This is a genomic window from Pseudomonas juntendi (genome assembly GCF_021560075.1).
Taxonomy (GTDB): domain Bacteria; phylum Pseudomonadota; class Gammaproteobacteria; order Pseudomonadales; family Pseudomonadaceae; genus Aquipseudomonas; species Aquipseudomonas juntendi.
Genome location: NZ_CP091088.1, coordinates 4,809,264 through 4,834,497 on the forward strand (window position 1 = coordinate 4,809,264; position 25,234 = coordinate 4,834,497).

Genomic DNA, 25,234 nt, shown 5'->3' on the forward strand with positions numbered 1-25,234 from the left:
ACCCGCGCTCATGCTCCATGAGTTGTTCAGCGTCTACCTGAAAATGCTCGTGCTCTACAGCCCGTTCTTCGTGCTGTCGTGCTTCATCAGCCTGACCCGTGGCCACTCCAGCAAAGAACGCAAGCAACTGGCCTGGAAGGTAGCCTTTGCCGCGCTCATCGCCAGCGTGCTGCTGTACCTGTTCGGCCGGGCGATCTTCGGTATTTTCGGCATCACCGCCGACGCCTTCCGGATCGGCGCGGGCAGTGTGCTGTTCATTTCTGCGCTGGGCATGGCCCAAGGCAAGTCCGCGGTACAGGCCGACAACGTGCAACAGGACGTCACCATCGTGCCGCTGACCATCCCGTTGACCGTCGGGCCCGGTACCATCGGCGCCCTGCTGGTAATGGGCGTCAGCCAACCGCACTGGGGCGACAAGTTGCTGGCAATCATCGGCATAGCCTTGGCCAGCTTCACCGTGGGTGTGGTGCTGTACCTGTCGCACCGCATCGAGCGCCTGCTCGGTGACCAGGGCCTGCAGATCGTCAGCCGGCTGATGGGCCTGTTCGTCTGCGCTCTGGCTGCACAGATCATCTTCACCGGCATCAAGGGCTACCTGGCACCTTAAAGGCCGTATTCGAGAATACGGTTCAACGAGGCTTGCACCACCCGCTCCTGCACTTTGCCCAAGAAGCTGTTCTCGAAGGCCAGCACATTGAACCGCACCAGTTCCGCCCGCACCACCCGGTGGCTACGCTTGTGGCTGAGGAAGCCAGCCTTGAATGCCGCGTGGCGGTCGACCTCATGGTAAAGCACCATGTCGACCCGGCCGGCACCGGCGGGCGCACATGGCAGTAGCTGGAAATGCTGGCGCTCGTATGCACACCGTTCCAGCTCACGCAGCACCGAGGGCTGCCTCAACAGTTTCCGGATGGAGAGCCCGGTCGCCGTTGCATAGCGCTCCCCCGCCTTGTCAGCGATGGTTTCCAGAACCTGATCGGTCTGTTTGGCACGGCGCGGGTCGGGGCAATGCGCCTGCTCGGGAGACACCGAGTCCCAGCCCATGAACTTGAGCTGGTTGCGGTAGTAGTCGAACCAGTTCTCGATCAAGCCCTCCCTGTAGGCTGTTTGCGTGGCCCGCTCGGCCATCGCCAGGGCCAGCTTCACCTTGCTCGCCCGGGCTGCGTCCATTCCTGGCAAGAACGACACGATACCGGCACCGATTACCGCAGGGGCAACGTTCGTCATGGTGTTGCCCCCACTACTGGCGCATAAGGGTCAAAGCGGTAGTCACCCCGGGCATTCCTGTCCTCCATCAGCGCCTGCAGTGCAGTGCGCTGGTGCTCGAAGCGCCCGTTATCCAGTGCCAGGGAAATACCATCGAACTCGGCTTCGCCCCTGAGTACCTGCTCGCTCAGCAGCACATCCAAGGGCACGGCAGAAATACGCTCGTCGACCTGCAGCGTGATGCTGCAAAGATCGAGGGTCGGCCCGGCCTTCAGCAGCCCCACCTCCACGACCAGCCTGGAGCGCTGGCCCTGCTCCTGGGCGCTGAATTTCAGCAAATGGCCAACACCCTGGGCAGAGCGGCGCAGGCCTGCCCTCACCGTGCTCAGCAGGGCTTCGGGGCTGATCGCGCGCATTTTCAACCAGGCTTCCAGCGGCTGGGGCTGGGTGCTGCGAACGGGTTGCCCCAGCTGTTTGAGGTCGTGGGTGCTGGCCAGCTTGATCCAGCCCAATTGGCGAAATGCCTCGCGGTTGGCCGCGTACCAGGCGTCATACTGCTCGAAACGCGACCCGGCGTGCTTGTTGGCCACCAGCTGGGCGTACAGTATCGAGTCGAAAGCGGCCTGGCGCAGTATTTCGCCCGCCCTCTGCGGGTAAACCAACGCCGTGCCACCGATCAGCATCAGTTGCTCGGATGCTTTATCCATGTGTGTTGCCTCATTTCAAGGAGAGTCGAAAAGGCGGCATCGGCGAAATGCCGCCAGGCAATCAGATGTCGTACTGCAGAACGTTCTCGACGCTGCGCACGCCCAGTTTGTTTTCCACGGTTTCGCGCACTTTGTCGTAGACGAAGTTGTTGAGGGTGAGCACCGCCGTACCGGCGTAGTAGCGGCTCTTGTTCAGCTTCCACTGGATGCCCAGCACGTCGTCGTCCAGCTGCGGGGCAGACGCCTGGATGCAACTGATCACCATGACCACATCACCTTGTTCGGTCTCGATGCACGCAGCCAGGCCGACCATGCCCCGGGTCTTGTTCTTGTGCTTGTGGTCGAGCACTTTGGCGTCGCTCTCGACGGTGGCCATCTTGTCGAAGGCCTTTTTGGCCAGGCTGCCCAGTGGGGTGCCGCCCAACATTGCGTTGCCGGCAACGGCTATAGCACGTACAGCAATGGCGCCGACGGTGACCGACAGCTCAGCCGATGTTTCCTGCTCGAAGCTGCGCTTGGGGATGGTGAAGCCCAGGTCACGCATCACATCGATGAGCTTGTCATACCACTCCCTGCTCTGCTTTTCGGCATCGAAGGCTTTGTCTGCCACCAAGGTGGCAAAGTGGTATGCATTCTTGCAGTCATGGCGGCTTTGCACGGACATACCCGCGCCACAGGCAAGCAGGTTGCCTTCGACCAGGACGGCGGCGTCGCGGGTAGTGGCTTGTGTTTCAGACATCGGGAAACTCCTTGGTGGTTACCCCTGAATCAGGGGCAGCCACCTTAGCCAGCGTGCTCGCAAGACAGCGCGCTGAAGGGTTTCCGCGGCAGCTAGCTGGCCGAAGGGTACCAACGTGGCGTGTAGGCCCACACCCCACCCGTGAGGCGAGGAAACACGCAGGTTGTGGAGGAGCCCACCAGCACCATGGTGCGCATGTCGACCATTTCTGGCAGCAGCTCGGCCAATGTGACTACCTTGAGCGTCTGCCCTGGCCTACCGATATCACGCCCCAGGACTACAGGCGTGTTGCCAGCACGGTGCCGCCGAACCACCTCGAGCGCCACGCCGAGCTGATGCGGCCTCGAGCGGGAAATCGGGTTGTAGAATGCCAACACCAGGTCAGCCTGGGCGGCCAGGTCCAGGCGCTTCTCGATGATGGACCAGGGTTTGAGGTTGTCCGACAGCGACATCACGCAGAAGTCATGGCCCAGCGGTGCACCTGCCTGGGCAGCGGTCGCCAGCGAGGCGGATACCCCCGGCAGGATCTCCAGGTCGACCCGGTGCCACGCCGGGTCGGTCGACGCGTGCAGCGCTTCGAGCACTGCCGCCGCCATGGCGAACACCCCCGGGTCGCCCGACGACACCACCACCACCGAACGGCCTTGGGCCGCCAGCTCGAAGGCATGCCTGGCGCGTTGCATCTCTTCGCGGTTGTCGGTGCAGTGCAGCACCTGGTCGCTACGGAACGGCCCGGCCATGCGCACATAGGTTTCATAGCCAAGCACGTCCTGCGCCCGGGCCAATTCCGCCTTGACCGCTGGCACCATCAGCTCGGCAGCGCCCGGCCCCAGGCCGATAACGGCCAGACGGCCGCGGCGGCGGCCCAGCCGCTCCACCTCGACCGGGGCGGGTGCCACCGCGATGACCACGTCGCCCTGCCCGATCAGTTGGGCACCGGGCAATGCCGCCGCCAGCATGCTGGCAACATCGCCTGGCTGGGCCGCGAAGCGCAGGGCAACCCCCAAAGCCTGCGCCGCTTCGTGCAGGGTGGTGTCGGCCATGGCGTGCTCGCCCGCCAACACACAGGCCACAGCTGGCTCGGCGATGCCGGCCTGCTGCAAGGCAGCACGGATAGTGTGCAGCGCGCCGCTTGCAACCCCCACGACCACCGAGCGCGGGTGGATCAGCAACTCGTCGCGGCTGGCCGGGCGCGCCAGGTGCCCCACATGAATGGTGCGCCGGGCCACCTCGCTGGCGGGCAATTGCGCCTGCTGCAGCCAGGGCGCATGCCCCTCGACCCGCACCGACTCGCCAGCCAGCAGGTCGGAAACAAAGCGCTTGCCTTGCTCGACATCGGCCAGGGCATAGCCTTGCGGCGGGTTCAGCAGGCAGGTGCCGAAACGCAGTTCGCCGCTGGTCGTGATGGCGGCGGCAACACCCAGCGCCGCGCCGATTTCCCGCGCCATCACGTTCACCCCGCCCAGGCCGCCGAGCAATGGCACCACCGCACTGCCATCTTCAGCCACGGCCAGCACCGGCGGTTCGCTGCCCTTCTCGCCGAGCAGGGGCGCCAGGCTGCGAATGACGATACCGGCTGCGCACAGCGCAATGATCGGGGTGGCTTGCTGGTACAGCGCCCGCAGGGTGTCGCCAAAGGCACTGTAGTAGCAGTCGGCGCCCTCCACCCGGCCCTGCAGGCCATGGATCAAAGCCTGTGGATAACACTGCTGGATGCGCTGTGCCGTCAACAGGCTGCCTGGCCCGAGAATGACGATGGCCGGTGCCGGGTTCATGGTCAGCCCTGCCATTTTTCCCCCGGCACGATGATCAGCGAAAAGTACGGCGACGACAGCGGGTCGACCTGGTCCAGCGGCACGATTTTCTGGTTGGCCATGGTCGCCCGTTCCACGTACAGCGCGCGCCCGTCCAGGCCTAGCTCGGCCAGCACGTCGCGGACCTTGGGGAAGTTGCGGCCAAGCTTCATGATCACCGCCGCATCGGCGTCGGCCAGGCGGCGCTTCAGCTCATCGGCCGGCAGCACCCCCGACAGCACGGACAAACTCTGGTTGCGGTACACCAAGGGCGCGCCCAGCACCGAAGCGCCCCCCAGCATGGAGCACACGCCAGGAATCACCTCGGCCTCATAACGCTGTGCCAGGCGGTCGTGCAGGTACATGTACGAGCCGTAGAAAAACGGGTCGCCTTCGCAGATCACCGCCACGTCACGGCCGGCATCCAGGTGCGCGGCCACTTGCACGCTGGCTTCGTCGTAGAAGTCGCTGATGACCTGTTCATAGGACAAAGGTGCCGGCAGGGCCTCGGTGGTCACCGGGTAGACCAGCGGCAGCAGGGTCTGGGCAGGCTGCAGGTGTGCCTCGATGATGCCGAAGGCATTGCCACGCTTGCCCTTGGCCACGAAGTAGCCGACCACCGGGGCCTCGCGCAGCAGGCGCAGGGCCTTGACGGTGATCAGCTCGGGGTCGCCGGGGCCTACGCCCAGGCCCAGCAGTCGTCCACGCGGCGCCATCATTCCACCTCCGTGGCCAAGGCGTTGACCGCGGCAGCGGCCATTGCGCTGCCGCCCAGGCGGCCTTGCATGATCACGAACGGCACGCCGCGGCTGTCGGCAGCGAGCATCGCCTTGGACTCGGCAGCACCGACGAAGCCGACCGGGAAGCCGAGGATCAGCGCCGGCTTGGGCGCACCGGCGTCGAGCATTTCCAGCAGGTAGAACAGGGCGGTGGGGGCGTTGCCGATGACCACCACGCTGCCCTCCAGGTGCGGGCGCCACAACTCCAGGGCCACGGCCGAACGGGTGTTGCCGGCCTCTTTGGCCAGGCCAGGCACGCTGGGGTCACGCAGGGTGCAGATGACCTGGTTGTCGGCTGGCAGGCGGGCCCGGGTGATGCCCTCGGCGACCATGTGCGCATCGCACAGGATCGGTGCGCCGTTGCGCAGCGCTTCGCGCCCGGCATGGCCAGCGCCTGCAGAGAACTGCAGGCCATCGATGGCCTCGACCATGCCACAGGCGTGGATCACCCGCACGGCGAGCTTTTCGAGGTCTGCGGGGATCCGCTCGAGCCGGGCTTCCTCGCGGATGATCCGGAAGGAATTGCGATAGATCTCCTGACCATCGCGGATGTAGTCAATCATCAAGGTGCTCCGTCGGCAGGTCGAGCATGGCGCCTGCTTCATTCAAGGTAAGGTCGGTGCCGCGCAGGGCGCCAAAGCCTGGCTGGCACGCGTCACGCAGGTACAGGTCATAACGGCCCGGTGAACGGGCCAACAGGGTGGCCGGGGCAACGTGGGCCACGGCGCAGGAACGGGGGCAGCCAGACAAGTGCACGCTGCCCGGGGCGCCAGGGCCGAGCAGCGCGGCCAGGGCCACGGCATCGCCCTTGGTCTCGCCCAGGGCCTTGGCGCAGCCGCTGCTGCCGGTGCAGGCGCTGATACGTGCCAGCGGCTCATCCACGTGGCAAAGCAGGCCCAGGGCAGACAACCCGGCCTGGGCCTGCTCGATGTGCTGCGCCGGCAGGTTGGTCAGCACCAGGCTTTGCCATGGGCTCAGGCGCAGGCTGCCGTCGCCCAGCTCACGGCAGACCTGGGCGACGCCGCGCAGCATGGCCGGGGTCAGGCGGCCCTGCGCCGGGGCAACGCCAAGGGCCAGGCCGCGGGCCTGGGGCAGCTTGCCCAACCACACGGGAGCAGGCTGGTGCCGGCGCCAGCCGAGCACGGCAGCGTCGCGGCGGATATCCAGAGGCAGGCCTTCGACAAACTCGCCGGCCGGGCAGGCTTCCAGCAGCTGGCGCATGCGCGAATGCGCGGGGCTGGCCAGGTCGAGGAAACGGTCGAGCACGGCACGCACCAAGGCCAGGCCATCGGCCAGCGGCACCGCACCCAGCACTTGGCCATCTGCCGGGCAACCCGCCAGGCCGAACGCCAGCCAGGTTTGCCGGCCCAGGCGCAAGGCCGACAACCACAGGTCGTGAGGGTGTTCGAGCATGGCCAGGGCCTCGCCGGCATCGAGCTGCACGGCGAACTTGGCCGACAACTGGTGGAAGCGCGGGGTGCTTTCGAGCAGGTCTAGAACCTGCCCGGCCAGGGGCCGTGCATCCAGCAGCATGGCCGGATCATGCCCGGCCAGCGGGCTGAGCATCAGGTTGCGCACATCGTCGCCTGCCGCATCGCGCGGGCCCAGGCCTGCCGCGAGCAAGGTCTCGACCAGGGCGTGGTGTGCATTGCCGATGCCGCGGATCTGCAGGTTGCCACGGTTGGTGGCCTCGATCACGCCGCCGGCGAATCGCTCGGCAGCGGCGGCTACTGCATCGGCCTGGTCGGCCAGCAGCAGGCCGCCCGGTAGTTTGATCCGGCAGATACCGCCATCCCGGGCACTGACGATGCGCCACAACCCCGGGCAAGCCGAGGGACGTGGGGTAACAGCGGGGGCATCGGCCTGGGTCAATGGAGTATCCGGCAATCTGTGAAAATGCGCTTGAGTGTAGAAGGCGCGGTATTATGCCTGCTTTGGCCGGCGGCATGAAAAGCCGGTGGTCGAGCATCATTCGGGTTTGAGCAGAAATTCTGGTGCGCTGTGCGCCCCAGAATCTTTAAGAGGTATGAATGACACCCTGGCTGACAGTAGTAGGCATCGGCGAAGACGGCTTCCCTGGCTTGGGCAAACAAGCCCGGCGCGCCCTGCTGGGTGCCACGAAGATTGTCGGCAGCCCCCGCCAGCTGGCCCTGCTGCCGCACTGCACGCGCGCTGAACAACTGCCCTGGCCCAGCCCATTCTCGCTGAACCCGGTACTGGCCCTGCGTGGCGAGCCGGTGTGCGTGCTGGCCAGCGGCGACCCCATGTTCTACGGCGTCGGGGCCAGCCTGGCGCGCCTGGTGCCCGCGGCCGAAATGCGCGTGCTGTCGATGCCTTCCTCCTGCGCCCTGGCAGCGGCCCGCCTGGGCTGGCCAGTGCAGGACCTGCACGTGGTGTCACTGGTGGCGCGGCCGCTGGCTGCCCTCAACGCCAACCTGTACAGCGGGCTGCGCCTGCTGGTGCTGAGCAACGATGGCGACAGCCCGGCGGCCATCGCTGCACTGCTCTGCGAACGTGGCTTCGGGCCCAGCCGCCTGCAGGTGTTCGAGCACCTCGGTGGCGAAGCCGAACGCACGCTGGTCGGCACTGCCCAGGACTGGCCGCACACCGATATCGCTGCGCTCAACCTGGTGGCCATCGATTGCCAGGCCACGCCCCACGCCCCCCGTCACCATCGCTTGGCCGGGCTGCCCGACAGCGCCTTTCGCCACGACGGCCAGCTGACCAAGCGCGATGTCCGCGCCATGACCCTGGCGCGCCTGGCGCCGCAGCCAGGCGAACTGCTGTGGGACGTGGGTGCTGGCTGCGGCTCGATCGGTATCGAATGGATGCGCGCCCACCCGGCCTGCCGCGCCCTGGCCATCGAGGCCGACGAAGGCCGCCAGGGCTTCATCGAACATAACCGCGATGCGCTGGGTGTTCCCGGCCTGCAGCTGGTTCGCGGCAAGGCGCCGGCAGCGTTGCATGGGCTGGAGCCGCCCGATGCCATTTTCATCGGCGGCGGCGTCACCCGCGAAGGGGTGCTCGACCTGTGCTGGGCCAGCCTGCGCCCTGGCGGGCGCCTGGTGGCCAATGCGGTGACCCTGCAAAGCGAACTGGCCTTGGCGCATTTTCGCCAACGGCACGGCGGCGAACTGACCCGCGTGCATGTCGCCCATGCCCAGCCACTGGGCGCGTTCGACACCTGGCGCCAGGCGCTGCCGATCACCCTGCTGGAAGTGCAGAAACCCGTCGATGCGTGAAGAAACCCGCGAACAGCCCGCCCCACTGCGCAGCGGCCTGACCACCGGCAGTTGCGCCACCGCCACCAGCCTGGCGGCAGCCAAGCTGTTGCTCACCGGGCAGCGTGACGACGCCGTGGCTATCACCCTGCCCAAGGGCAAGGTGGTGCAGATGCGCCTGGAATTCTGTCGCCTGGTGGGCGAATGCGCCGAAGCCGGGACCGTCAAGGATGCCGGCGATGATCCCGACGTGACTCATGGTGCGCTGCTGTACACCCGGGTGCGCCTGCTGGGCGACCCGGGCGTGCGTTTTGTCGCTGGCAGCGGCGTCGGCACCGTGACCCGCCCGGGGCTGGTGCTGGCGGTCGGTGAACCTGCCATCAACCCGGTGCCCCGGCGCATGATCAGCGAGCACCTGCAGCGCCTGGCCGATGAGTGTGGCCACCCTGGCGGCTTCGAGGTCACGGTCAACGTGCAGGGCGGTGAACAGCTGGCGCTAAAGACCATGAATCCGCGCCTGGGCATCCTCGGCGGCCTGTCGATCCTCGGCACCAGCGGTATCGTGCGGCCATTCTCCTGCGCCGCCTATATAGCGTCGATCCACCAGGGCATCGACGTGGCTCACACCAACGGCTACACCCACATCGCCGCCTGCACCGGCAACGCCAGTGAAGACACCATGCGCCGTGTCTACGGCCTGCCGGAAATCGCCCTGATCGAAATGGGCGACTTCGTCGGCGCGGTGCTCAAGCACCTGCGCAAGGTGCCGGTGCCGCGCCTGACCTTGTGCGGCGGCTTTGGCAAGATCAGCAAGCTGGCTGCCGGGCACATGGACCTGCACAGCCGCCATTCCAGCATCGACCTGCCGCAGCTGGCCGGCTGGGCAGCGGCGATCGGTGCTGACACAGCCCTGCAAGCCGCGATCATCGACGCCAATACCAGCCAGCAGGCTCTCGCACTGGCGCATGCGGCCGGTATCGCGCTGGGTGATGCGGTGTGCGCCCATGCCCTGGCGTTTGCCCGCAGCGTGGTGCCGGCGGCAGTGCAGGTTGAGGTGTTCGCCATCGACCGCCAGGGCGGCATTGTCGGCAAGGCTGGCGTGGCATGACCGCCCGTATCCTGCTGCTGGGTGGCATCACCGAGGCCCTGGCCATCGCCCGCCGCCTCGGCCCGCAGCATGTCTACAGCCTGGCCGGTATCGGCCGTGTGCCCCAGGACCTGCAATGCCAGGTGCGGGTCGGTGGCTTCGGTGGCGCCGAAGGCCTGGCGCGCTACCTGCGCGAGTCGGGCATTACCCTGCTGATCGACGCCACCCACCCCTATGCAGCACAGATCAGCGGCAATGCCGCCCAGGCCGCACGCAGCGCCGGCATCCCCTGTTGGGCCCTGCGCCGCCCGGCCTGGCAGGCGCAAAAGGGGGATGACTGGCGCGAAGTGGCAGACTGGGCGCACTTGATCGCAGCACTGCAGCCGTTTCGCCGGCCGCTGTTCACGCTGGGCCGTGAGCCGCTGCAGCACCTGGACGAAATTCCGCCACAGCAGTTCTGGACCTTGCGGGCATTGGAGGCCTGCCCCGGCAATGAGCGCTGCGAGGTGATCGGTGCGCGCGGGCCGTTTGTTCTCGAGGATGAACGGGCATTGTTCCAGCGGCGCAGCATCGACGTGTTGATCAGCAAGAACAGCGGCAGCGTGGCGACCGAACCCAAACTGGAAGTGGCGCGTGAGCTGGGGGTGCCGGTGCTGGTCCTGAAACGCCCGGCGTTGCCAGCGGTGGATCGTGCATTCGACACGCCGTTGGCGCTGCTGGCCGCGCTGGGCCTGCACTGACAGCTTTTTCAGATTTTTCCGTACGCCCTGCAAGTGGCCCAGTAGCGCCCCGCTGCCTTACACTCAGCACCTCCCCCTGGAAGGCGCAACCCATATGGAAATGCAATGGTGGATCTGGCTGCTGTTCGGCATCGGGCTGATCCTGCTGGAACTGGTCCTGCCGACATTCTTCATCCTCTGGTTCGGCATCGGTGCCGTGCTGGTCGCGCTGGTTGCCCTGGCCGCGCCCACCCTGGCCCTGGACATGCAGGTACTGCTGTGGGTAGTGCTGTCATCGGCCACCACCGCGCTGTGGTTCAAGCTGTTCCGGCGCAAGCAGCCGGATGTGCGCTGGACCGCCGACAGCGTGATCGGCGAAGTGGGCCTGCTGACCGCCGCGGTGTCGGAGTTCCACAAGGGCCGCGTGCGCTTCCAGAAGCCGATCCTCGGCAATGAAGAATGGACCTGCATCGCCGACAGCGAAATCGCCGCCGGCGAGCGGGTGCGCCTGACCGCCATCGAGGGCAATACCGCCCGCGTCATCCGGGCCTGAAACCGCACAAAAAGGAATTTTGCATCATGACCAGCCTCATCGTCGTTGGCGCCATCGCACTGTTCGTGCTGATCACCGTGTTCAAGGGGGTTCGCATCGTGCCCCAGGGCGAGGAATGGATCGTCGAGCGCCTGGGCCGCTACCACAGCACCCTCAAGCCCGGCCTGAACATCGTCATCCCGTACATGGACGTGGTCGCCTACCGCCTGCCCACCAAGGACATCATCCTCGATGTGCAGGAGCAGGAAATCATCACCAAGGACAACGCGGTGATCGTCGCCAATGCCCTGTGCTTCGCCAAGGTGGTGGACCCGCAGAAAGCCTCGTATGGCGTACAGAACTTCTCCTTCGCCGTCACCAGCCTGACCATGACCTCGCTGCGCGCGATCGTCGGTGCCATGGACCTGGACGAAGCGCTGTCCAGCCGCGAGCAGATCAAGGCACGCCTGCGCGAGGCGATGTCCGAGCAGACCGAAGACTGGGGCGTGACCGTGCGTTCGGTGGAAATCCAGGACATCAAGCCCTCGGAAAACATGCAACTGGCCATGGAGCGCCAGGCTGCCGCCGAACGGGAGCGCAAGGCCGACGTGACCCGTGCCGAAGGCGCCAAGCAGGCGGCCATCCTGGAAGCCGAAGCGCGCCTGCAAGCCGCCAGGCTGGACGCCGAGGCGCAAATCAGCCTGGCCGAGGCTTCGGCCCGGGCTATTTCGTTGGTCAAGGAAGCCGTGGGCAACGAAACCGTGCCGGCCATGTACCTGCTGGGTGAGCGCTATGTCGGGGCGATGGAAAACCTGGCCGGGAGCAACAATGCCAAGGTGGTGGTGTTGCCGGCGGACCTGCAGGAAACCGTGCGTGGGCTGATGGGGCGTGGCAAGGCTTGATAGCACCACGCGCTGCGTCACTTCACCGCACCCCGCGTATTTACCTATACTCCGCCTTACAATACCCACCACGATTCCTGACCGGATCTCTCCATGCCCCCACGTCGGCACATCGCCTGGATAGCCTGCCTTGCAGTGCTGTTCAACCTGCTGGCCATGCCGCTGTCCTCTGCCGCGCCCAAGGGCCCGGCCGAGCAGCTGCTGTGGGGGACCTTCTGTTCCAGCATGGCCAACAAGGCCAAGGTCGATGTCCAGGCACTGGCCAAGATCGACCTGGGCCCGCAAAGCGACGACAGCGCCGCCTTGATGAACTGCTGGTGCTGCTCTGGCGCCGCGCCGCTGTTGGCCCTGCCCGCATACCCGCCGCAATTGCACAACCCGCCGACACTGTTCGCCGGGCTGTTGCCGCCACCGGCTGACTACCAACCCACGCCGCGCCAGCTCTGGCCTGCGTTAAACCCTCGTGCCTCTCCGCTGGCCTGAGTTCCGTCGTTGACTGCCTGAACCTGAAACAGAACGGAGATTCACCATGCTCAAGCACGCCCTCGTCCTGGCCGCCCTTATGCTGCCTGGCGCTTTCGCCAATGCCCACGAATACAGCGTGGGTGACCTGCACATTGCCCACCCCTGGTCGCTGCAGTTGCCACCCAATGCGCCCAACGTGGCGGCGTATTTCGTGGTGCACAACAACGGCCAGGCCGACGACCGCCTGCTCAGCGTCGACAGCCCGATCAGCGATGATGCGCAACTGCACGAACATGCCATGAGCGACAACGGCGCCATGAAAATGCAACAGGTACCCAGCGTGGTGGTGCCCGCCGGCAAGGACCTGACCTTCGCCCCCAGTGCCTACCACGTGATGCTGATGCAGCCCAAGGATCGCAGCCTGCTGGTCGATGGCAAGCGCTTCCCGTTGACCTTGCACTTCGAGAAGGCCGGCGATGTCACCGTCGAAGTGGCCGTGCAGAAGCAAGCGCCAGCGAACCAGCCGCAAGCGCACGAACACGCACACTGACCGCAGCTGACAGGCGCTGGCCATGAGCCTGCCCTCCCCCCGCATGCGCCGTACCACCCGCCCTGACCGCAGGCGCGCCGGTGGCGGATGGCTGAGCCTGTTCGCCATGTGGATGATCTTCATCGGCCCGCTGATTTCCCAGGCGATGCCGATGAACCACCACGCCGGCATGGCCATGCCGATGGACATGCCCATGCCGGCTGCCCATCAGCACGCTGGCGACAGCCATCACGGCCACGGCAGCGACGGCCAGCTGCATGTGATGTGGGAAAAGTGCGGCTACTGCAGCCTGTTGTTCAACTGCCCGGCCCTGCCCCAGGCCCTTAGCCCACTCAGCGCCGGCAGCGTCGTCCCCACCAACCACCTGATTGCACCCACGCACCAGGGCCATGCCCGGCAGGCTGTATTCCCCGGTGCGCGCAGCCGTGCACCGCCTTCCTCGATCAGCACCTGAACCGACATTTTGTGCACGAAGCCAGCGGGCTTTGTGCTACCTCATGACTGATCGACTGGAATCATTATGTCTGGCTGCACCCCTGTTTTTGCCTTGTCCCTGCGTGGGACCATCGCCGCACTGTGCGGCTCGCTGCTTGCGCCGGTAGCCCTGGCCGCCGAGCTGAGCCCGACGGTCGTCACCGCCGTGGCACCGAGTTCGCCGTTGACCGTGGTCACCAACCCGAAAGACCCACGCCAGCCGGTGCCGGCCAGCGATGGCGCCGACTACCTGAAAACCATTCCCGGTTTCTCGGCGATCCGCGCCGGCGGTACCAACGGCGACCCGGTCCTGCGCGGCATGTTCGGCTCGCGCCTGAACATCCTCACCAATGGCGGGCTGATGCTCGGCGCCTGCCCCAACCGCATGGACGCGCCGACCTCCTACATTTCCCCCGAAACCTATGACCGGCTGACCGTTATCAAGGGCCCGCAGAGCGTGATCTGGGGGCCAGGCGGTTCGGCGGGCACGATACTGTTCGAACGCGAACCCGAGCAGTTCGGCAGCCTCGGCAGCCGGGTCAATGCCAGCCTGCTGGCCGGCTCCAACGGCCGTTTCGACAAAGTGCTGGATGCCGCTGCCGGGAACAGCCAGGCCTATGCACGGTTCGTCGGCAACCAGTCGCGCTCGGACGACTATCACGACGGAAACAACGACACCGTGCCGTCACGCTGGGACAAGTGGAACGGCGATGTCGCCCTGGGCTGGACGCCCGACCAGGACACCCTGCTGGAGCTGACTGCCGGCAAGGGCGATGGCGAAGCCCGCTACGCCGGGCGTGGCATGGACGGCTCGCAGTTCAAGCGCGAAAGCCTGGGCCTGCGCTTTGAAAAGTCCAACCTCGGCGAGGTGCTGGACACGCTTGAAGCGCAGGTCTACTACAACTACGCCGACCACGTGATGGACAACTACAGCCTGCGCACGCCCTCGGGCAGCGGCATGATGGGCATGCCCATGGTCAGCAACGTAGACCGCCGCACCCTGGGCGCACGCATCAAGGCCACCTGGCGCTGGGCCGACGTGCAACTGATCAGCGGCCTCGACGCGCAAACCAACGAGCACCGCCAGCGTGGCGGGATGGGCGTGGACGCGCACAAGGGCCAGGCCTGGACCAAGGACGCCGACTTCCACAACTACGGTGCCTTCAGCGAACTGACCTGGTACGCCACGGGTGAGGACCGCCTGGTCAGCGGTGCCCGCCTGGACCGCGCCTCGGCCCGCGACTTCCGCCAAGGCAGCGCCACCCAGGGCGACACCCGTGCGGCCACCCTGCCCAGCGGCTTCGTGCGCTACGAACACGACCTGGCAGGCCTGCCGGCCACCACTTACATTGGCCTGGGCCATGCCCAGCGCTTCCCCGACTACTGGGAGCTGTTTTCGCCCAAGCTGGCACCACCCGGTGCGGCCAACGCTTTCGACGGCATCAAGCCCGAGAAGACCACCCAGCTGGACTTCGGCATCCAGTACCGTAGCGAACGCCTGGAAGCCTGGGCCTCGGGTTATGTCGGGCAGATCCGTGACTACATCCTGTTCGACTACCGCCCCGGCATGATGGGCATGAGCACCTCGCAGGCCCAGAATGTCGATGCGCGTATCATGGGTGGCGAACTGGGCGCGGCCTACCAGCTGACCGAGCACTGGAAGGCCGATGCCAGCCTGGCGTACGCGTGGGGCAAGAACAGCAGTGACGGCAAGGCGCTGCCACAGATGCCCCCGCTGGAAAGCCGCCTGGGCCTGACCTACAGCCGTGATGTGTGGAGCGTCGGTGCGCTGTGGCGGCTGGTGGCGGCGCAGAACCGCATCGCCGAGAACCAGGGCAACGTGGTCGGCAAGGACTACGAAAAAAGCGCCGGCTTCGGCGTGTTCTCGCTCAACGGCGCCTACAAGGTGAACACCAACCTCAAGCTCAGCGCCGGGGTCGACAACCTGTTCGGCAAGGCATACGCCGAGCACCTGAACCTGGCCGGGAACGCTGGGTTCGGCTACCCGGCAAGCGACCCACAGCCGGTCAACGAGCCAGGCAGGACCTTCTGGACAAAGGTCGATTTCAGCTTCTGACACTAACCACGGGCGCAGCTTCGGTTGCGCCCATCTGCGGGTCAAAAGGAGGTTCCCATGAGAGGAACACGCATCAGTTTCTATAACCTGGCCTGGCGTTGGCACTTTTATGCGGGGCTGTTCGTGGCCCCCTTCATGATCCTGCTGGCCATCACCGGGATCATCTACCTGTTCAAGCCGCAACTCGACCCAGTGCTGTACCGCGATCTGATGGTGGTCGAAGCCGGCCATCATCGCCAGGCCGCCGATACGCTGCTGGCCGAGGTGCACCAGGCCTACCCCAAGGGCCACGTGGGCCAATACCTGCCACCGTTGAATGCCGAGCGCAGCGCGCAGTTCGTGGTGCATGACGGCGGGCGGGAATTGAACGTCTTCGTTGACCCTTACAGCGGCAAGGTCCTCGGCGAACAGGACGGCAAGCTGAACCTGCAGGCCATCGCCCGTGCCCTGCATGGCGAACTGATGGTCGGCACCGTCGGTGACCGTCTGGTGGAACTGGCTGCCGGCTGGGGCATCGTGCTGGTGGTCTCGGGCCTGTACCTGTGGTGGCCGCGCGGGCGCACCGGCGCAGGGGTAGTGTGGCCCCGGCTGTCGGCACGTGGCCGCCTGCTGTGGCGCGACCTGCATGCGGTAACCGGGTTCTGGGGTTCGGCCTTGCTGCTGTTGATGCTGCTCAGCGGCATGACCTGGACCGGCCTGTGGGGCAAGCAGTACGCCGAGCTGTGGAACCGCTTCCCGGCGGCCATGTGGACCAACGTGCCCAAGTCGGACCAGCAGGCAGGCGAACTGAACGACGCGCACCGCCAGACCGTGCCGTGGGCCATGGAAAATACGCCCATGCCGCAGTCTGGCGCGCATGCCGAACACGCCGGGCACCACATGATGTCGGCCAAACCGGCAGCGCCGCAGGTAAGCCTGCAGCAGGTCGAAGACATCGCCACCGCGCGGCAGGTCGAGCCGGGCTACAGCATTACCCTGCCCACCACCGCCGATGGGGTGTTCACCGTCGCCGTGTTCGCCGATGACCCGCGCAATGACGCCACCCTGCATGTCGACCAGTACACCGGCAAGGTGTTGGCCGACGTGCGCTGGCAGGACTACAGCCCGGTCGCCCGCGCCACCGAACTGGGGGTGATGCTGCATGAAGGCAGGATGTTTGGCGTGGTCAACCAGGTCATCATCCTGCTGGTGTGCCTGATGATCCTGCTGGGCTCGGTGAGCGGGCTGGTGATGTGGTGGAAACGCCGGCCCGAGGGCGGCCTGGGCGTACCGCCGCTGCGCCATGACCTGCCGCGCTGGAAGGCAGCGGTGGCGGTGATGCTGGTGCTGGGGGTGATGTTCCCGCTGGTGGGGGTGTCGATGGTAGTGATGTGGGCGGTGGACAGCCTGGTGGTGAGGCGCCGCCGGGTGTTGGCCAGCGCCTAATTGTGCGTGAGCGGTGAATGACAAGCTGAATGCCGTAGGTGCCTAGAGCACGAGTAGGAGCAGAAGCTGCCATTCACCGCTCCACTTGTGGGAGCGGGCGTGCCCGCGAACACCGGCGCAGCCGGTGCCAGACACCGCGTCGCCTGCTTCGCGGGCTTGCCCGCTCCCACAATGAATCGCGCAGGCTTGTCAAATTTTGGGAAAGACCGTTGCTCCTACAACGAACTGCGTTGGCTTTGTAGAGAGGGCGGCACAGGCATCACACTGCTACCCAAATGCAGAGTCGATCTGTCACGCCCCGAATTGGGACGCCCGTGTTAGCCTAGCCGGCTACCTCTGACAAGAAGACTGACCTTTACAAGGGAATGCTGCCTATGACGCAAACCTCACCCACAGCGCCAGATGAACCGCATCTGCAGCGCAACCTGACCAACCGCCATATCCAGCTCATCGCCATCGGCGGCGCGATCGGCACCGGCCTGTTCATGGGCTCGGGCAAGACCATCAGCCTGGCCGGCCCATCGATCATCTTCGTCTACATGATCATCGGCTTCATGCTGTTCTTCGTCATGCGCGCCATGGGCGAGCTGCTGCTGTCGAACCTCAACTACAAGTCTTTCATCGATTTTTCCGCCGACCTGCTCGGGCCCTGGGCTGGCTACTTCACCGGGTGGACCTACTGGTTCTGCTGGGTGGTCACCGGCATCGCCGATGTGGTCGCCATCGCCGCCTATACACAGTTCTGGTTCCCCGACCTGCCGCAGTGGATACCCGCGCTGACTTGCGTGGCGCTGCTGCTGTCGCTGAACCTGGTAACGGTGAAAATGTTCGGTGAGCTGGAGTTCTGGTTCGCCCTGGTCAAGATCGTCGCCATCCTCGGCCTGGTCGCCACCGGCCTGTACATGGTCATCACCGGCTTCACCTCGCCCAGCGGGCGCACGGCGCAGCTGGCCAACCTGTGGAATGACGGCGGCATGTTCCCCAACGGGGTGATGGGCTTCTTCGCCGGCTTCCAGATCGCCGTGTTCGCCTTCGTCGGCATCGAGCTGGTCGGCACCACCGCTGCCGAAGCGAAAAACCCCGAGCGCACCCTGCCGCGGGCGATCAACTCGATCCCGGTACGCATCATCGTGTTCTATGTGCTGGCACTGATCGCGATCATGGCGGTGACCCCGTGGCGCGACGTGGTACCGGGCAAGAGCCCGTTCGTCGAGCTGTTCGTGCTGGCCGGCCTGCCGGCCGCGGCGAGCATCATCAATTTCGTGGTGCTGACGTCGGCCGCCTCGTCGGCCAACAGCGGCGTGTTCTCCACCAGCCGCATGCTGTACGGCCTGTCGCAGGAAGGTGATGCGCCCAGGGCGTTCGAGAAACTGTCCAGCCGCTCGGTACCTGCCAACGGCCTGTACTTCTCCTGCACCTGCCTGCTGCTAGGGGCGGTGCTGATTTACCTGGTGCCGAACGTGGTCGAGGCATTCACCTTGGTGACCACGGTGTCGGCGGTGCTGTTCATGTTCGTCTGGACGCTGATCCTGCTGTCGTACCTGAAGTACCGCAAGCAACGGGCGGCGCTGCACCAGGCGTCGAAGTACAAGATGCCGGGCGGGCGCTTCATGTGCTACGTGTGCCTGGTGTTCTTTGCCTTCATCCTGGTGTTGCTGAGCCTGGAGGCCGACACCCGCTCGGCGCTGGTGGTAACGCCGATCTGGTTCCTGTTGCTGGCATCCACTTACCAGGGCGTGCGCAGCCGCCGTCAGCCGCGTTCCACAGTGCGCAACGGTTAATGACCTTGGGGGCTGCGTTGCAGCCCCAATCCTGTGCACGCAAACCCCACAAGCACTATGCTGGCCCGCGCCAACGCCCCAACACCTCGCACCACGGCTCTATCCCGCCCGTTTCGCCGTTAGGCACACCCCTTGCAAAGCTCCTCCCGCTTGCCCAACACATAAAAACCAGCGGAGAGAGCACATGAAGCGTCGCAGTCTGATCAAGGCCTTTACCCTCAGCGCATCGATTGCGGCAATGGGCCTGAGCTGGAGTATCCAGGCCGCCGAGACCATCAAGGTCGGCATCCTGCATTCGCTGTCGGGGACCATGGCCATTTCCGAGACGTCGCTCAAGGACATGGCGCTGATGACCATCGAGCAAATCAACGCCAAAGGCGGGGTCAACGGCAAGATGCTCGAACCGGTGGTGGTCGACCCGGCCTCCAACTGGCCGCTGTTCGCCGAGAAGAGCCGCCAGCTGCTGACCCAGGACAAGGTCGCGGTGGTGTTCGGCTGCTGGACCTCGGTGTCGCGCAAGTCGGTGCTGCCCGTGTTCGAGGAACTCAACGGCCTGCTGTTCTACCCCGTGCAGTACGAGGGTGAAGAGATGTCGCCAAACGTGTTCTACACCGGCGCCGCCCCCAACCAGCAAGCCATCCCTGCGGTGCAATACCTGATGAGCGAAGACGGCGGCAGCGCCAAGCGCTTCTTCCTGCTGGGCACCGATTACGTCTACCCTCGCACCACCAACAAGATCCTGCGGGCTTTCCTGCACAGCAAGGGCGTGGCCGACAAGGACATCGAAGAGGTGTACACGCCGTTCGGCCACGCCGACTACCAGACCATCGTCGCCAACATCAAGAAGTTCTCCGCAGGCGGCAAGACGGCGGTCATCTCCACGGTCAACGGCGACTCCAACGTGCCGTTCTACAAAGAACTGGCCAACCAGGGCCTGAAAGCCACCGACGTGCCGGTGGTGGCGTTCTCGGTGGGCGAAGAAGAGCTGCGCGGTATCGATACCAAGCCGCTGGTGGGCCACCTGGCGGCGTGGAACTACTTCGAGTCGGTGGATAACCCGGTCAACCAGAAGTTCGTCGCCGACTGGAAAGCCTACGCCAAGGCCAAAGGCCTGCCCGGTGCCGACAAGGCGGTAACCAACGACCCGATGGAGGCCACCTACGTGGGCATCCACATGTGGGCCCAGGCGGTCGAGAAAGCCAAGTCCACCGACGTGGACAAGGTCCGCGAGGCCCTGGCCGGCCAAACCTTCAAGGCACCGTCAGGCTTCACCCTGACCATGGACAAGACCAACCACCACCTGCACAAGCCGGTGATGATCGGCGAGATCCAGGATGACGGGCAGTTCAGCGTGGTCTGGGAAACCGAGCAGCCGCTGCGGGCGCAGCCATGGAGCCCGTTCATTCCAGGCAATGACAAGCGGCCAGATTACGCCGTGAAAGGTAACTGAGTGCAGGGGGGCTGCTTTGCAGCCCATTCGCGGGCTTGCCCGCTCCCACAGGATCCCCACTGCCCTCTGGACCGGTGAAATCCCTGTAGGAGCGGGTTTACGCGCGAAGAATCCAACACCGATTTCCAGGATTGCCCGCATGCTCAGACTCCTGCTCACACTTCTGCTGCTAATGCCCTTGGCAACCCACGCCAGCGAGGGCGAATTCTTCCTCACCGCCAAGCCCGCGGAGCAGGCCCAACTGCTCGGAAACTGGGCAGCGCAACCCGATGCTGCACGCCTGCCGCTGTTGGAAAACCTGCGCCAGGGCCGCATCGCACCCGACGACACCCGCAAGCTGCGCCTGAACAACCGCCTGCGCGGCTTGATCGACAATGCCCTGGCCAGCCACCAGTTGCTCAGCGACGACAGCGACACCCGCCTGGCTGCCGCCCAGCAACTGCAAAAAAGCGCACAACCGGCGCAAATGGCGTTCCTCGACCGGCGCTTCGCCAGCGAGCCGGACGCTGCCGTACACGCAGCCCTGGGCCTGGCCCTGGCCAATTTGCAACTGGGCGCCAGCGACCCCGCCGTACGCCTGGCCGCCGTACGCCTGCTGGGGGAAACCGGCGACCCGCTGGCCCGCACCCGCCTTGAAGCGCTGCTGCAACCCAACGCGGAAAGCGACCCGGGCGTGCGCACCGCTGCCGAAACCAGCCTGGCCCAGGTGCAGCGCAAGCTGCTGTTCGGCGAGCTGCTCGGCCAGGCGTTCAGTGGCCTGTCGCTGGGGTCGATCCTGCTGCTGGCGGCGCTCGGCCTGGCGATCACCTTCGGCCTGCTGGGCGTGATCAACATGGCCCATGGCGAGATGCTGATGCTCGGCGCCTACAGCACCTATATGGTCCAGGTGCTGGTGCAGCGTTATGCCCCGGGTGCCATCGAGTTCTATCCGCTGATCGCCCTGCCGGTGGCCTTCGCTATCAGCGCCGGGGTCGGCATGGCGCTGGAGCGCACGGTCATCCGCCACCTGTACGGCCGCCCACTGGAAACCCTGCTGGCCACCTGGGGGATCAGCCTGATCCTGATCCAGGCCATCCGCCTGCTGTTCGGCGCGCAGAACGTCGAAGTCAGCAACCCGGCATGGTTGTCGGGCGGCATCCAGCTGCTGCCCAACCTGGTGCTGCCCTACAACCGCCTGGTGATCATCGGCTTCGCCCTGGCGGTGGTGCTGCTGACCTGGCTGCTGCTCAACCGCACGCGGCTGGGCCTGAACGTGCGGGCGGTGACCCAGAACCGCAACATGGCGGCATGCTGCGGTGTGTCTACCGGGCGCGTCGACATGCTGGCCTTCGGCCTTGGCTCGGGCATTGCCGGGCTGGGCGGCGTAGCCCTGAGCCAGGTGGGCAACGTCGGCCCGGACCTGGGCCAGAGCTACATCATCGACTCGTTCCTGGTGGTGGTGCTCGGCGGGGTCGGGCAACTGGCCGGTAGCCTGTGGGCGGCGTTCGGCCTTGGCATTGCCAACAAGCTGCTGGAACCCCAGATCGGCGCCGTACTCGGCAAGATCCTCATCCTTGCGTTGATCATTCTGTTCATCCAGAAGCGCCCGCAAGGCCTGTTCGCCCTCAAGGGACGGGTAATCGACTGATGAACCAGCCACTGCTAGTCACCGCTACGCAAAAGGCCGGGCCGCGCCTGTCGCTGGCCATCGGCGCCGTCGTCACCCTGCTGCTGGTCGCCCTGCCGCTGTTGTCGCTGCTCCCGGCGGACCACGCCTTGCAAGTGTCGGCCTATACCCTGACCTTGGTCGGCAAGATTCTCTGCTACGCCATCGTCGCCCTGGCCCTGGACCTGGTCTGGGGCTACGCCGGCCTGCTGTCACTGGGCCACGGCCTGTTCTTCGCCCTGGGCGGGTATGCCATGGGCATGTACCTGATGCGCCAGGCGGCCGGGGACGGCCTGCCCGGGTTCATGGCTTTTCTGTCGTGGACCGAGCTGCCATGGTACTGGGCCGGAACCCAGCATTTTGTCTGGGCCCTGTGCCTGGTGGTGCTGGCCCCCGGGCTGCTGGCGCTGGTGTTCGGTTGGTTCGCCTTCCGCTCGCGGATCAAGGGTGTGTACTTCTCGATCATGACCCAGGCCCTGACCTTCGCCGGCATGCTGTTGTTCTTCCGCAACGAAACCGGCTTCGGCGGCAACAACGGCTTCACCAACTTCCGCACCATTCTGGGCTTCGACATCACCGCGCAAGGTACCCGCGCCGTGTTGTTCCTGCTGACGGTCGGCCTGCTGCTGGCCAGCCTGTACCTGTGCTGGCGGCTGACCCGCAGCAAGTTTGGCCGCCTGTTGACCGCAGTGCGCGACGCCGAGAACCGGCTGATGTTCTGCGGCTACGACCCGCGCGGTTTCAAGCTGCTGGTATGGGTGCTCAGCGCCGTGCTGTGCGGCCTGGCCGGGGCGCTGTACGTGCCCCAGGTGGGCATCATCAACCCCAGCGAGATGTCACCGACCAACTCCATCGAAGCCGCCGTGTGGGTAGCCCTTGGTGGCCGTGGCACGCTGATCGGGCCGTTGCTCGGCGCCGGCTTGGTCAACGGCATGAAAAGCTGGTTCACCGTGGCCTTCCCGGAGTTCTGGCTGTTTTTCCTCGGTGCGCTGTTTATTCTCGTCACCCTGTACCTGCCCAAGGGCGTGGTCGGCCTGTTGAAAAAAAGGAGCCAGCCATGAGAGGCGTGCCCCCGGTGCATCCCGAATTCATGCTTGAACCGGTATTCGACCCGCTCGGCGCCGGCCGCGACGCCATTAGCCTGGGCCACACCCGCAAGGCGGGCCTGGATACCCGCCACGGCACGGTGCTGAGCCTGGAAGACATCAGTGTCAGCTTTGACGGTTTCAAGGCGCTGAACGCGCTCAACCTGTACATCGGGGTGGGTGAGTTGCGCTGCATCATCGGCCCCAATGGCGCCGGCAAGACTACCCTGATGGACGTGATCACCGGCAAGACCCGCCCAGACAGCGGCACGGCCTACTTTGGCGACACCCTCGACCTGACCCGCCTGGGCGAGTACCAGATCGCCCAAGCCGGGATTGGCCGCAAGTTCCAGAAACCCACGGTGTTCGAGGCGCTGACGGTGTACGAGAACCTGGAGCTGGCGCTGAAGACCGACAAATCGGTATGGGCCAGCCTGGCTGCGCGCCTGAGCGGCGAGCAGCGCCAGCGCATCGAAGAGGTACTGACCACCTTGCGCCTGCTGCCGCTGGCCCAGCGCCAGGCGGGCCTGCTGTCGCACGGGCAGAAGCAGTTCCTCGAAATCGGCATGCTGCTGGTACAAGAGCCGCAGTTGCTGTTGCTGGATGAACCCGTGGCGGGCATGACCGATGCCGAGACCGAGTTCACCGCCGAGCTGTTCAAGGGCTTGGCCGGCAAGCATTCGCTGATGGTGGTCGAGCACGACATGGGGTTCGTCGGCAGCATCGCCGACCACGTGACCGTGCTGCACCAGGGCAGTGTGCTGGCAGAAGGGTCGCTGGAGCAGGTGCAGGCGGATGAGCGGGTGGTCGAGGTGTACCTGGGCCGCTAGACAGGGATACCTGTGCCGGCCTATTCGCGGGTAAACCCGCTCCCACAGGTAATGCACAAGTCTTGAAATCTGTGCGGTCCCTGTAGGAGCGGGTTCACCCGCGAATAGGCCGGCACAGGCACAGCAACACTTTCAGGAACACCAACATGCTCAAGATCGACGCCCTGCACCAATACTACGGCGGCAGCCACATTCTGCGCGGCCTCTCCTTCGAAGCCAAAGTCGGCGAAGTGACCTGCCTGCTGGGCCGCAACGGGGTCGGCAAGACTACCCTGCTGCGCTGCCTGATGGGGCTGGTGCCCGCCCGGGATGGCAGCATCGAATGGGAAGGCAAGCCGATTACCGCGCTCAAACCCCAGCAACGCGTACACGCCGGCATCGCCTACGTGCCCCAGGGCCGTGAGATTTTCCCGCGCCTGACCGTCGAGGAGAACCTGCTGATGGGCCTGTCGCGTTTCCCCGCGCGGGAGGCCCGCGAAGTGCCAGCCTTCATCTACGAGCTGTTCCCGGTGCTTGAGCAAATGAAGCAGCGCCGGGGCGGCGACCTGTCTGGCGGGCAGCAGCAACAGCTGGCCATCGGCCGCGCCCTGGCCAGCCGGCCGCGCCTGCTGATCCTCGACGAACCGACCGAAGGCATCCAGCCGTCGGTCATCAAGGAAATCGGCGCCGTCATCCGGCGCCTTGCCGCACGGGGGGACATGGCGATCCTGCTGGTGGAGCAGTTCTACGATTTTGCCGAAGAGCTGGCCGACCAGTACCTGGTCATGGCCCGTGGCGAGATCGTGCAGCGCGGGCGCGGCGAAAACATGCAAGCCGAGGGTGTGCGCGGCCTGGTAACCATTTAACCTGCAAGCACCGTACTTGCGAGACCCTGTCATGAGTTACCAGCTGCGCGATGCCCTGCCCGCCGACGTGCCGGGCATCCTCGATATCTACAACGACGCCGTGCGCACTACCACGGCGATCTGGAACGAAACCCCGGTAGACCTGGCCAACCGCCAGGCCTGGTTCGAAGCACGTGCGCAGCAGGGCTATCCGATCCTGGTGGCTGTGGATGACACGGGCGTGCTGGGCTATGCCTCATTTGGCGACTGGCGGCCGTTCGAGGGTTTCCGCCTGACCGTGGAGCACTCGGTGTACATCCGCGGCGACCAGCGGGGCAAGGGGCTGGGGGCGGTGTTGATGGCGGCGCTGATCGAGCGTGCACAAGGCTGCGGCAAGCATGTGATGGTCGCGGCCATCGAAAGTGGCAATGCGGCGTCGGTCCGCCTGCACGAGCGGCTGGGTTTCGTGGTGACCGGGCAGATGCCCCAGGTTGGCGTGAAGTTCGGCCGCTGGCTGGATTTGACCTTCATGCAGCGGGTACTGAACCCGGGAGCTGAACCAGGCTGAAATGCGGCCGCTTGTGGGAGGGCCCTTTCGCGACACAAGGCCACTCCCACAAAGGCCGGCGCGCAAGCCTACATCTGGGTAAACCTGCCCAGCCGCTGCTTCAACATGCTGTTCTCGCTGCGCAGCTGCTGCACTTCCTGCAACAGCTCCAGCGCCAGCGCCACCCCTTCCCACTCCAGCTCCAGTTCCCGGTGCAGCTTGGCCGCGCGCTTGGCCAACAACGGCGCCTGATCGTCAAACAGCCAGTCCTCTGGCGTTCGGCCAGAAGGCTCGACAATGCCGTGTTCGACGATTTCGATCACGCAGTCCGCCGTGACATCGGCTTCCTGACACAGGGTACGCATGTCCAGTTGAACGATCAGGGTGCTGCTCATG

The 25,234-nt window shown here is 65.5% G+C and carries 26 protein-coding genes; 18 read left to right on the forward strand and 8 right to left on the reverse strand.

From position 1 onward, the window contains the following. Positions 1 to 10: 10 nt before the first annotated feature. A complete protein-coding gene (locus L1P09_RS22285; RefSeq protein WP_009683262.1) occupies positions 11 to 607 on the forward strand; it encodes a MarC family protein in 597 nt (198 codons plus the stop codon). On the opposite strand, the gene L1P09_RS22290 is transcribed toward L1P09_RS22285, so the two are convergent. The 7 genes from L1P09_RS22290 to cobG form a co-directional block, all read right to left on the reverse strand. Next, positions 604 to 1,227, reverse strand: a complete 624-nt coding sequence (locus L1P09_RS22290; protein WP_054904929.1) for a hypothetical protein — start codon at positions 1,225 to 1,227, stop codon at positions 604 to 606. The genes L1P09_RS22285 and L1P09_RS22290 overlap by 4 nt on opposite strands. Continuing rightward, positions 1,224 to 1,913, reverse strand: coding sequence for a hypothetical protein (locus tag L1P09_RS22295; RefSeq protein ID WP_082414636.1), 690 nt, complete (start codon positions 1,911 to 1,913; stop codon positions 1,224 to 1,226). The genes L1P09_RS22290 and L1P09_RS22295 overlap by 4 nt, the downstream gene beginning before the upstream one ends. Before the next feature lie 61 nt (positions 1,914 to 1,974). Then, positions 1,975 to 2,652 carry a hypothetical protein gene (locus L1P09_RS22300; protein WP_054904930.1) on the reverse strand — a complete coding sequence of 226 codons (678 nt, stop codon included), beginning with the start codon at positions 2,650 to 2,652 and terminating at the stop codon, positions 1,975 to 1,977. A gap of 92 nt (positions 2,653 to 2,744) precedes the next feature. Then, the gene (cobJ, locus tag L1P09_RS22305) at positions 2,745 to 4,442 is read right to left on the reverse strand and encodes a precorrin-3B C(17)-methyltransferase (protein ID WP_192441102.1); all 1,698 of its coding nucleotides are present in this window, start codon (positions 4,440 to 4,442) and stop codon (positions 2,745 to 2,747) included. Next, a complete protein-coding gene (locus L1P09_RS22310; RefSeq protein WP_054904932.1) occupies positions 4,430 to 5,164 on the reverse strand; it encodes a precorrin-2 C(20)-methyltransferase in 735 nt (244 codons plus the stop codon). The genes cobJ and L1P09_RS22310 overlap by 13 nt, the downstream gene beginning before the upstream one ends. Continuing rightward, positions 5,161 to 5,787: a precorrin-8X methylmutase gene (locus tag L1P09_RS22315; protein WP_009683269.1), complete on the reverse strand. Its 627-nt coding sequence runs from the start codon at positions 5,785 to 5,787 to the stop codon at positions 5,161 to 5,163. Before L1P09_RS22315 ends, L1P09_RS22310 begins: the two co-directional genes overlap by 4 nt. Continuing rightward, a complete protein-coding gene (cobG, locus tag L1P09_RS22320) occupies positions 5,780 to 7,111 on the reverse strand; it encodes a precorrin-3B synthase (RefSeq protein WP_290129257.1) in 1,332 nt (443 codons plus the stop codon). Before cobG ends, L1P09_RS22315 begins: the two co-directional genes overlap by 8 nt. Positions 7,112 to 7,254: 143 nt before the next feature. Between cobG and cbiE the strand changes: the two genes are divergently transcribed. The 17 genes from cbiE (at position 7,255) to L1P09_RS22405 (ending at position 24,859) form a co-directional block, all read left to right on the forward strand. Continuing rightward, positions 7,255 to 8,466, forward strand: a complete 1,212-nt coding sequence (gene cbiE / locus L1P09_RS22325) for a precorrin-6y C5,15-methyltransferase (decarboxylating) subunit CbiE (protein ID WP_235768128.1) — start codon at positions 7,255 to 7,257, stop codon at positions 8,464 to 8,466. Continuing rightward, entirely contained in the window at positions 8,459 to 9,553 is a 1,095-nt protein-coding gene (locus tag L1P09_RS22330) for a cobalt-precorrin-5B (C(1))-methyltransferase (RefSeq protein ID WP_115294861.1), read from the forward strand. The genes cbiE and L1P09_RS22330 overlap by 8 nt, the downstream gene beginning before the upstream one ends. Further along, positions 9,550 to 10,272: a cobalt-precorrin-6A reductase gene (locus tag L1P09_RS22335; protein WP_029885702.1), complete on the forward strand. Its 723-nt coding sequence runs from the start codon at positions 9,550 to 9,552 to the stop codon at positions 10,270 to 10,272. The genes L1P09_RS22330 and L1P09_RS22335 overlap by 4 nt, the downstream gene beginning before the upstream one ends. Before the next feature lie 94 nt (positions 10,273 to 10,366). Then, positions 10,367 to 10,804 carry an NfeD family protein gene (locus tag L1P09_RS22340; protein ID WP_009683274.1) on the forward strand — a complete coding sequence of 146 codons (438 nt, stop codon included), beginning with the start codon at positions 10,367 to 10,369 and terminating at the stop codon, positions 10,802 to 10,804. 26 nt (positions 10,805 to 10,830) lie between these two features. Beyond that, the gene (locus tag L1P09_RS22345; protein ID WP_009683275.1) at positions 10,831 to 11,685 is read left to right on the forward strand and encodes an SPFH domain-containing protein; all 855 of its coding nucleotides are present in this window, start codon (positions 10,831 to 10,833) and stop codon (positions 11,683 to 11,685) included. Positions 11,686 to 11,778: 93 nt separating this feature from the next. Beyond that, a complete protein-coding gene (locus tag L1P09_RS22350; RefSeq protein ID WP_235768129.1) occupies positions 11,779 to 12,168 on the forward strand; it encodes a DUF2946 domain-containing protein in 390 nt (129 codons plus the stop codon). 46 nt (positions 12,169 to 12,214) lie between these two features. Beyond that, on the forward strand, positions 12,215 to 12,700 hold the full coding sequence (locus L1P09_RS22355) for a copper chaperone PCu(A)C (protein ID WP_235768130.1): 486 nt from the start codon (positions 12,215 to 12,217) through the stop codon (positions 12,698 to 12,700). 22 nt (positions 12,701 to 12,722) lie between these two features. After that, positions 12,723 to 13,154 (forward strand): DUF2946 domain-containing protein, encoded by a 432-nt coding sequence (locus tag L1P09_RS22360; RefSeq protein WP_235768131.1) that lies wholly within the window; start codon positions 12,723 to 12,725, stop codon positions 13,152 to 13,154. A 66-nt stretch (positions 13,155 to 13,220) separates the two neighbouring features. Next, positions 13,221 to 15,251 carry a TonB-dependent copper receptor gene (locus L1P09_RS22365; protein ID WP_173891230.1) on the forward strand — a complete coding sequence of 677 codons (2,031 nt, stop codon included), beginning with the start codon at positions 13,221 to 13,223 and terminating at the stop codon, positions 15,249 to 15,251. A gap of 57 nt (positions 15,252 to 15,308) precedes the next feature. Continuing rightward, positions 15,309 to 16,676, forward strand: a complete 1,368-nt coding sequence (locus tag L1P09_RS22370) for a PepSY-associated TM helix domain-containing protein (RefSeq protein ID WP_054904941.1) — start codon at positions 15,309 to 15,311, stop codon at positions 16,674 to 16,676. A gap of 374 nt (positions 16,677 to 17,050) precedes the next feature. Then, positions 17,051 to 18,457, forward strand: coding sequence for a D-serine/D-alanine/glycine transporter (gene cycA, locus L1P09_RS22375; RefSeq protein WP_009683281.1), 1,407 nt, complete (start codon positions 17,051 to 17,053; stop codon positions 18,455 to 18,457). Between the two features lie 184 nt (positions 18,458 to 18,641). After that, positions 18,642 to 19,907, forward strand: coding sequence for an urea ABC transporter substrate-binding protein (urtA, locus tag L1P09_RS22380; RefSeq protein WP_029885708.1), 1,266 nt, complete (start codon positions 18,642 to 18,644; stop codon positions 19,905 to 19,907). 139 nt (positions 19,908 to 20,046) lie between these two features. Further along, the gene (gene urtB, locus L1P09_RS22385) at positions 20,047 to 21,534 is read left to right on the forward strand and encodes an urea ABC transporter permease subunit UrtB (RefSeq protein ID WP_029885709.1); all 1,488 of its coding nucleotides are present in this window, start codon (positions 20,047 to 20,049) and stop codon (positions 21,532 to 21,534) included. Then, positions 21,534 to 22,613, forward strand: a complete 1,080-nt coding sequence (gene urtC, locus L1P09_RS22390; RefSeq protein WP_054904942.1) for an urea ABC transporter permease subunit UrtC — start codon at positions 21,534 to 21,536, stop codon at positions 22,611 to 22,613. The genes urtB and urtC overlap by 1 nt, the downstream gene beginning before the upstream one ends. Continuing rightward, complete coding sequence (gene urtD, locus L1P09_RS22395; RefSeq protein ID WP_235768132.1) at positions 22,610 to 23,467, forward strand: urea ABC transporter ATP-binding protein UrtD; 858 nt, start codon at positions 22,610 to 22,612, stop codon at positions 23,465 to 23,467. The genes urtC and urtD overlap by 4 nt, the downstream gene beginning before the upstream one ends. Before the next feature lie 146 nt (positions 23,468 to 23,613). Then, the gene (urtE, locus tag L1P09_RS22400; protein WP_232892823.1) at positions 23,614 to 24,312 is read left to right on the forward strand and encodes an urea ABC transporter ATP-binding subunit UrtE; all 699 of its coding nucleotides are present in this window, start codon (positions 23,614 to 23,616) and stop codon (positions 24,310 to 24,312) included. A 31-nt stretch (positions 24,313 to 24,343) separates the two neighbouring features. Then, complete coding sequence (locus tag L1P09_RS22405; RefSeq protein WP_029885713.1) at positions 24,344 to 24,859, forward strand: GNAT family N-acetyltransferase; 516 nt, start codon at positions 24,344 to 24,346, stop codon at positions 24,857 to 24,859. A gap of 68 nt (positions 24,860 to 24,927) precedes the next feature. On the opposite strand, the gene L1P09_RS22410 is transcribed toward L1P09_RS22405, so the two are convergent. Further along, positions 24,928 to 25,233: a chaperone modulator CbpM gene (locus L1P09_RS22410; protein ID WP_009683288.1), complete on the reverse strand. Its 306-nt coding sequence runs from the start codon at positions 25,231 to 25,233 to the stop codon at positions 24,928 to 24,930. Between the last annotated feature and the right edge of the window lies 1 nt (position 25,234).

Bases quoted from the DNA above. Each gene is read 5' to 3' on its own strand.
- L1P09_RS22285 (WP_009683262.1), top strand. From the start codon at position 11: ATGCTCCATGAGTTGTTCAGCGTCTACCTGAAAATGCTCGTGCTCTAC.
- L1P09_RS22290 (WP_054904929.1), bottom strand. From the start codon at position 1,227: ATGACGAACGTTGCCCCTGCGGTAATCGGTGCCGGTATCGTGTCGTTC.
- L1P09_RS22295 (WP_082414636.1), bottom strand. From the start codon at position 1,913: ATGGATAAAGCATCCGAGCAACTGATGCTGATCGGTGGCACGGCGTTG.
- L1P09_RS22300 (WP_054904930.1), bottom strand. From the start codon at position 2,652: ATGTCTGAAACACAAGCCACTACCCGCGACGCCGCCGTCCTGGTCGAA.
- cobJ (WP_192441102.1), bottom strand. From the start codon at position 4,442: ATGGCAGGGCTGACCATGAACCCGGCACCGGCCATCGTCATTCTCGGG.
- L1P09_RS22310 (WP_054904932.1), bottom strand. From the start codon at position 5,164: ATGATGGCGCCGCGTGGACGACTGCTGGGCCTGGGCGTAGGCCCCGGC.
- L1P09_RS22315 (WP_009683269.1), bottom strand. From the start codon at position 5,787: ATGATTGACTACATCCGCGATGGTCAGGAGATCTATCGCAATTCCTTC.
- cbiE (WP_235768128.1), top strand. From the start codon at position 7,255: ATGACACCCTGGCTGACAGTAGTAGGCATCGGCGAAGACGGCTTCCCT.
- L1P09_RS22330 (WP_115294861.1), top strand. From the start codon at position 8,459: ATGCGTGAAGAAACCCGCGAACAGCCCGCCCCACTGCGCAGCGGCCTG.
- L1P09_RS22335 (WP_029885702.1), top strand. From the start codon at position 9,550: ATGACCGCCCGTATCCTGCTGCTGGGTGGCATCACCGAGGCCCTGGCC.
- L1P09_RS22340 (WP_009683274.1), top strand. From the start codon at position 10,367: ATGGAAATGCAATGGTGGATCTGGCTGCTGTTCGGCATCGGGCTGATC.
- L1P09_RS22345 (WP_009683275.1), top strand. From the start codon at position 10,831: ATGACCAGCCTCATCGTCGTTGGCGCCATCGCACTGTTCGTGCTGATC.
- L1P09_RS22350 (WP_235768129.1), top strand. From the start codon at position 11,779: ATGCCCCCACGTCGGCACATCGCCTGGATAGCCTGCCTTGCAGTGCTG.
- L1P09_RS22355 (WP_235768130.1), top strand. From the start codon at position 12,215: ATGCTCAAGCACGCCCTCGTCCTGGCCGCCCTTATGCTGCCTGGCGCT.
- L1P09_RS22360 (WP_235768131.1), top strand. From the start codon at position 12,723: ATGAGCCTGCCCTCCCCCCGCATGCGCCGTACCACCCGCCCTGACCGC.
- L1P09_RS22365 (WP_173891230.1), top strand. From the start codon at position 13,221: ATGTCTGGCTGCACCCCTGTTTTTGCCTTGTCCCTGCGTGGGACCATC.
- L1P09_RS22370 (WP_054904941.1), top strand. From the start codon at position 15,309: ATGAGAGGAACACGCATCAGTTTCTATAACCTGGCCTGGCGTTGGCAC.
- cycA (WP_009683281.1), top strand. From the start codon at position 17,051: ATGACGCAAACCTCACCCACAGCGCCAGATGAACCGCATCTGCAGCGC.
- urtA (WP_029885708.1), top strand. From the start codon at position 18,642: ATGAAGCGTCGCAGTCTGATCAAGGCCTTTACCCTCAGCGCATCGATT.
- urtB (WP_029885709.1), top strand. From the start codon at position 20,047: ATGCTCAGACTCCTGCTCACACTTCTGCTGCTAATGCCCTTGGCAACC.
- urtC (WP_054904942.1), top strand. From the start codon at position 21,534: ATGAACCAGCCACTGCTAGTCACCGCTACGCAAAAGGCCGGGCCGCGC.
- urtD (WP_235768132.1), top strand. From the start codon at position 22,610: ATGAGAGGCGTGCCCCCGGTGCATCCCGAATTCATGCTTGAACCGGTA.
- urtE (WP_232892823.1), top strand. From the start codon at position 23,614: ATGCTCAAGATCGACGCCCTGCACCAATACTACGGCGGCAGCCACATT.
- L1P09_RS22405 (WP_029885713.1), top strand. From the start codon at position 24,344: ATGAGTTACCAGCTGCGCGATGCCCTGCCCGCCGACGTGCCGGGCATC.
- L1P09_RS22410 (WP_009683288.1), bottom strand. From the start codon at position 25,233: ATGAGCAGCACCCTGATCGTTCAACTGGACATGCGTACCCTGTGTCAG.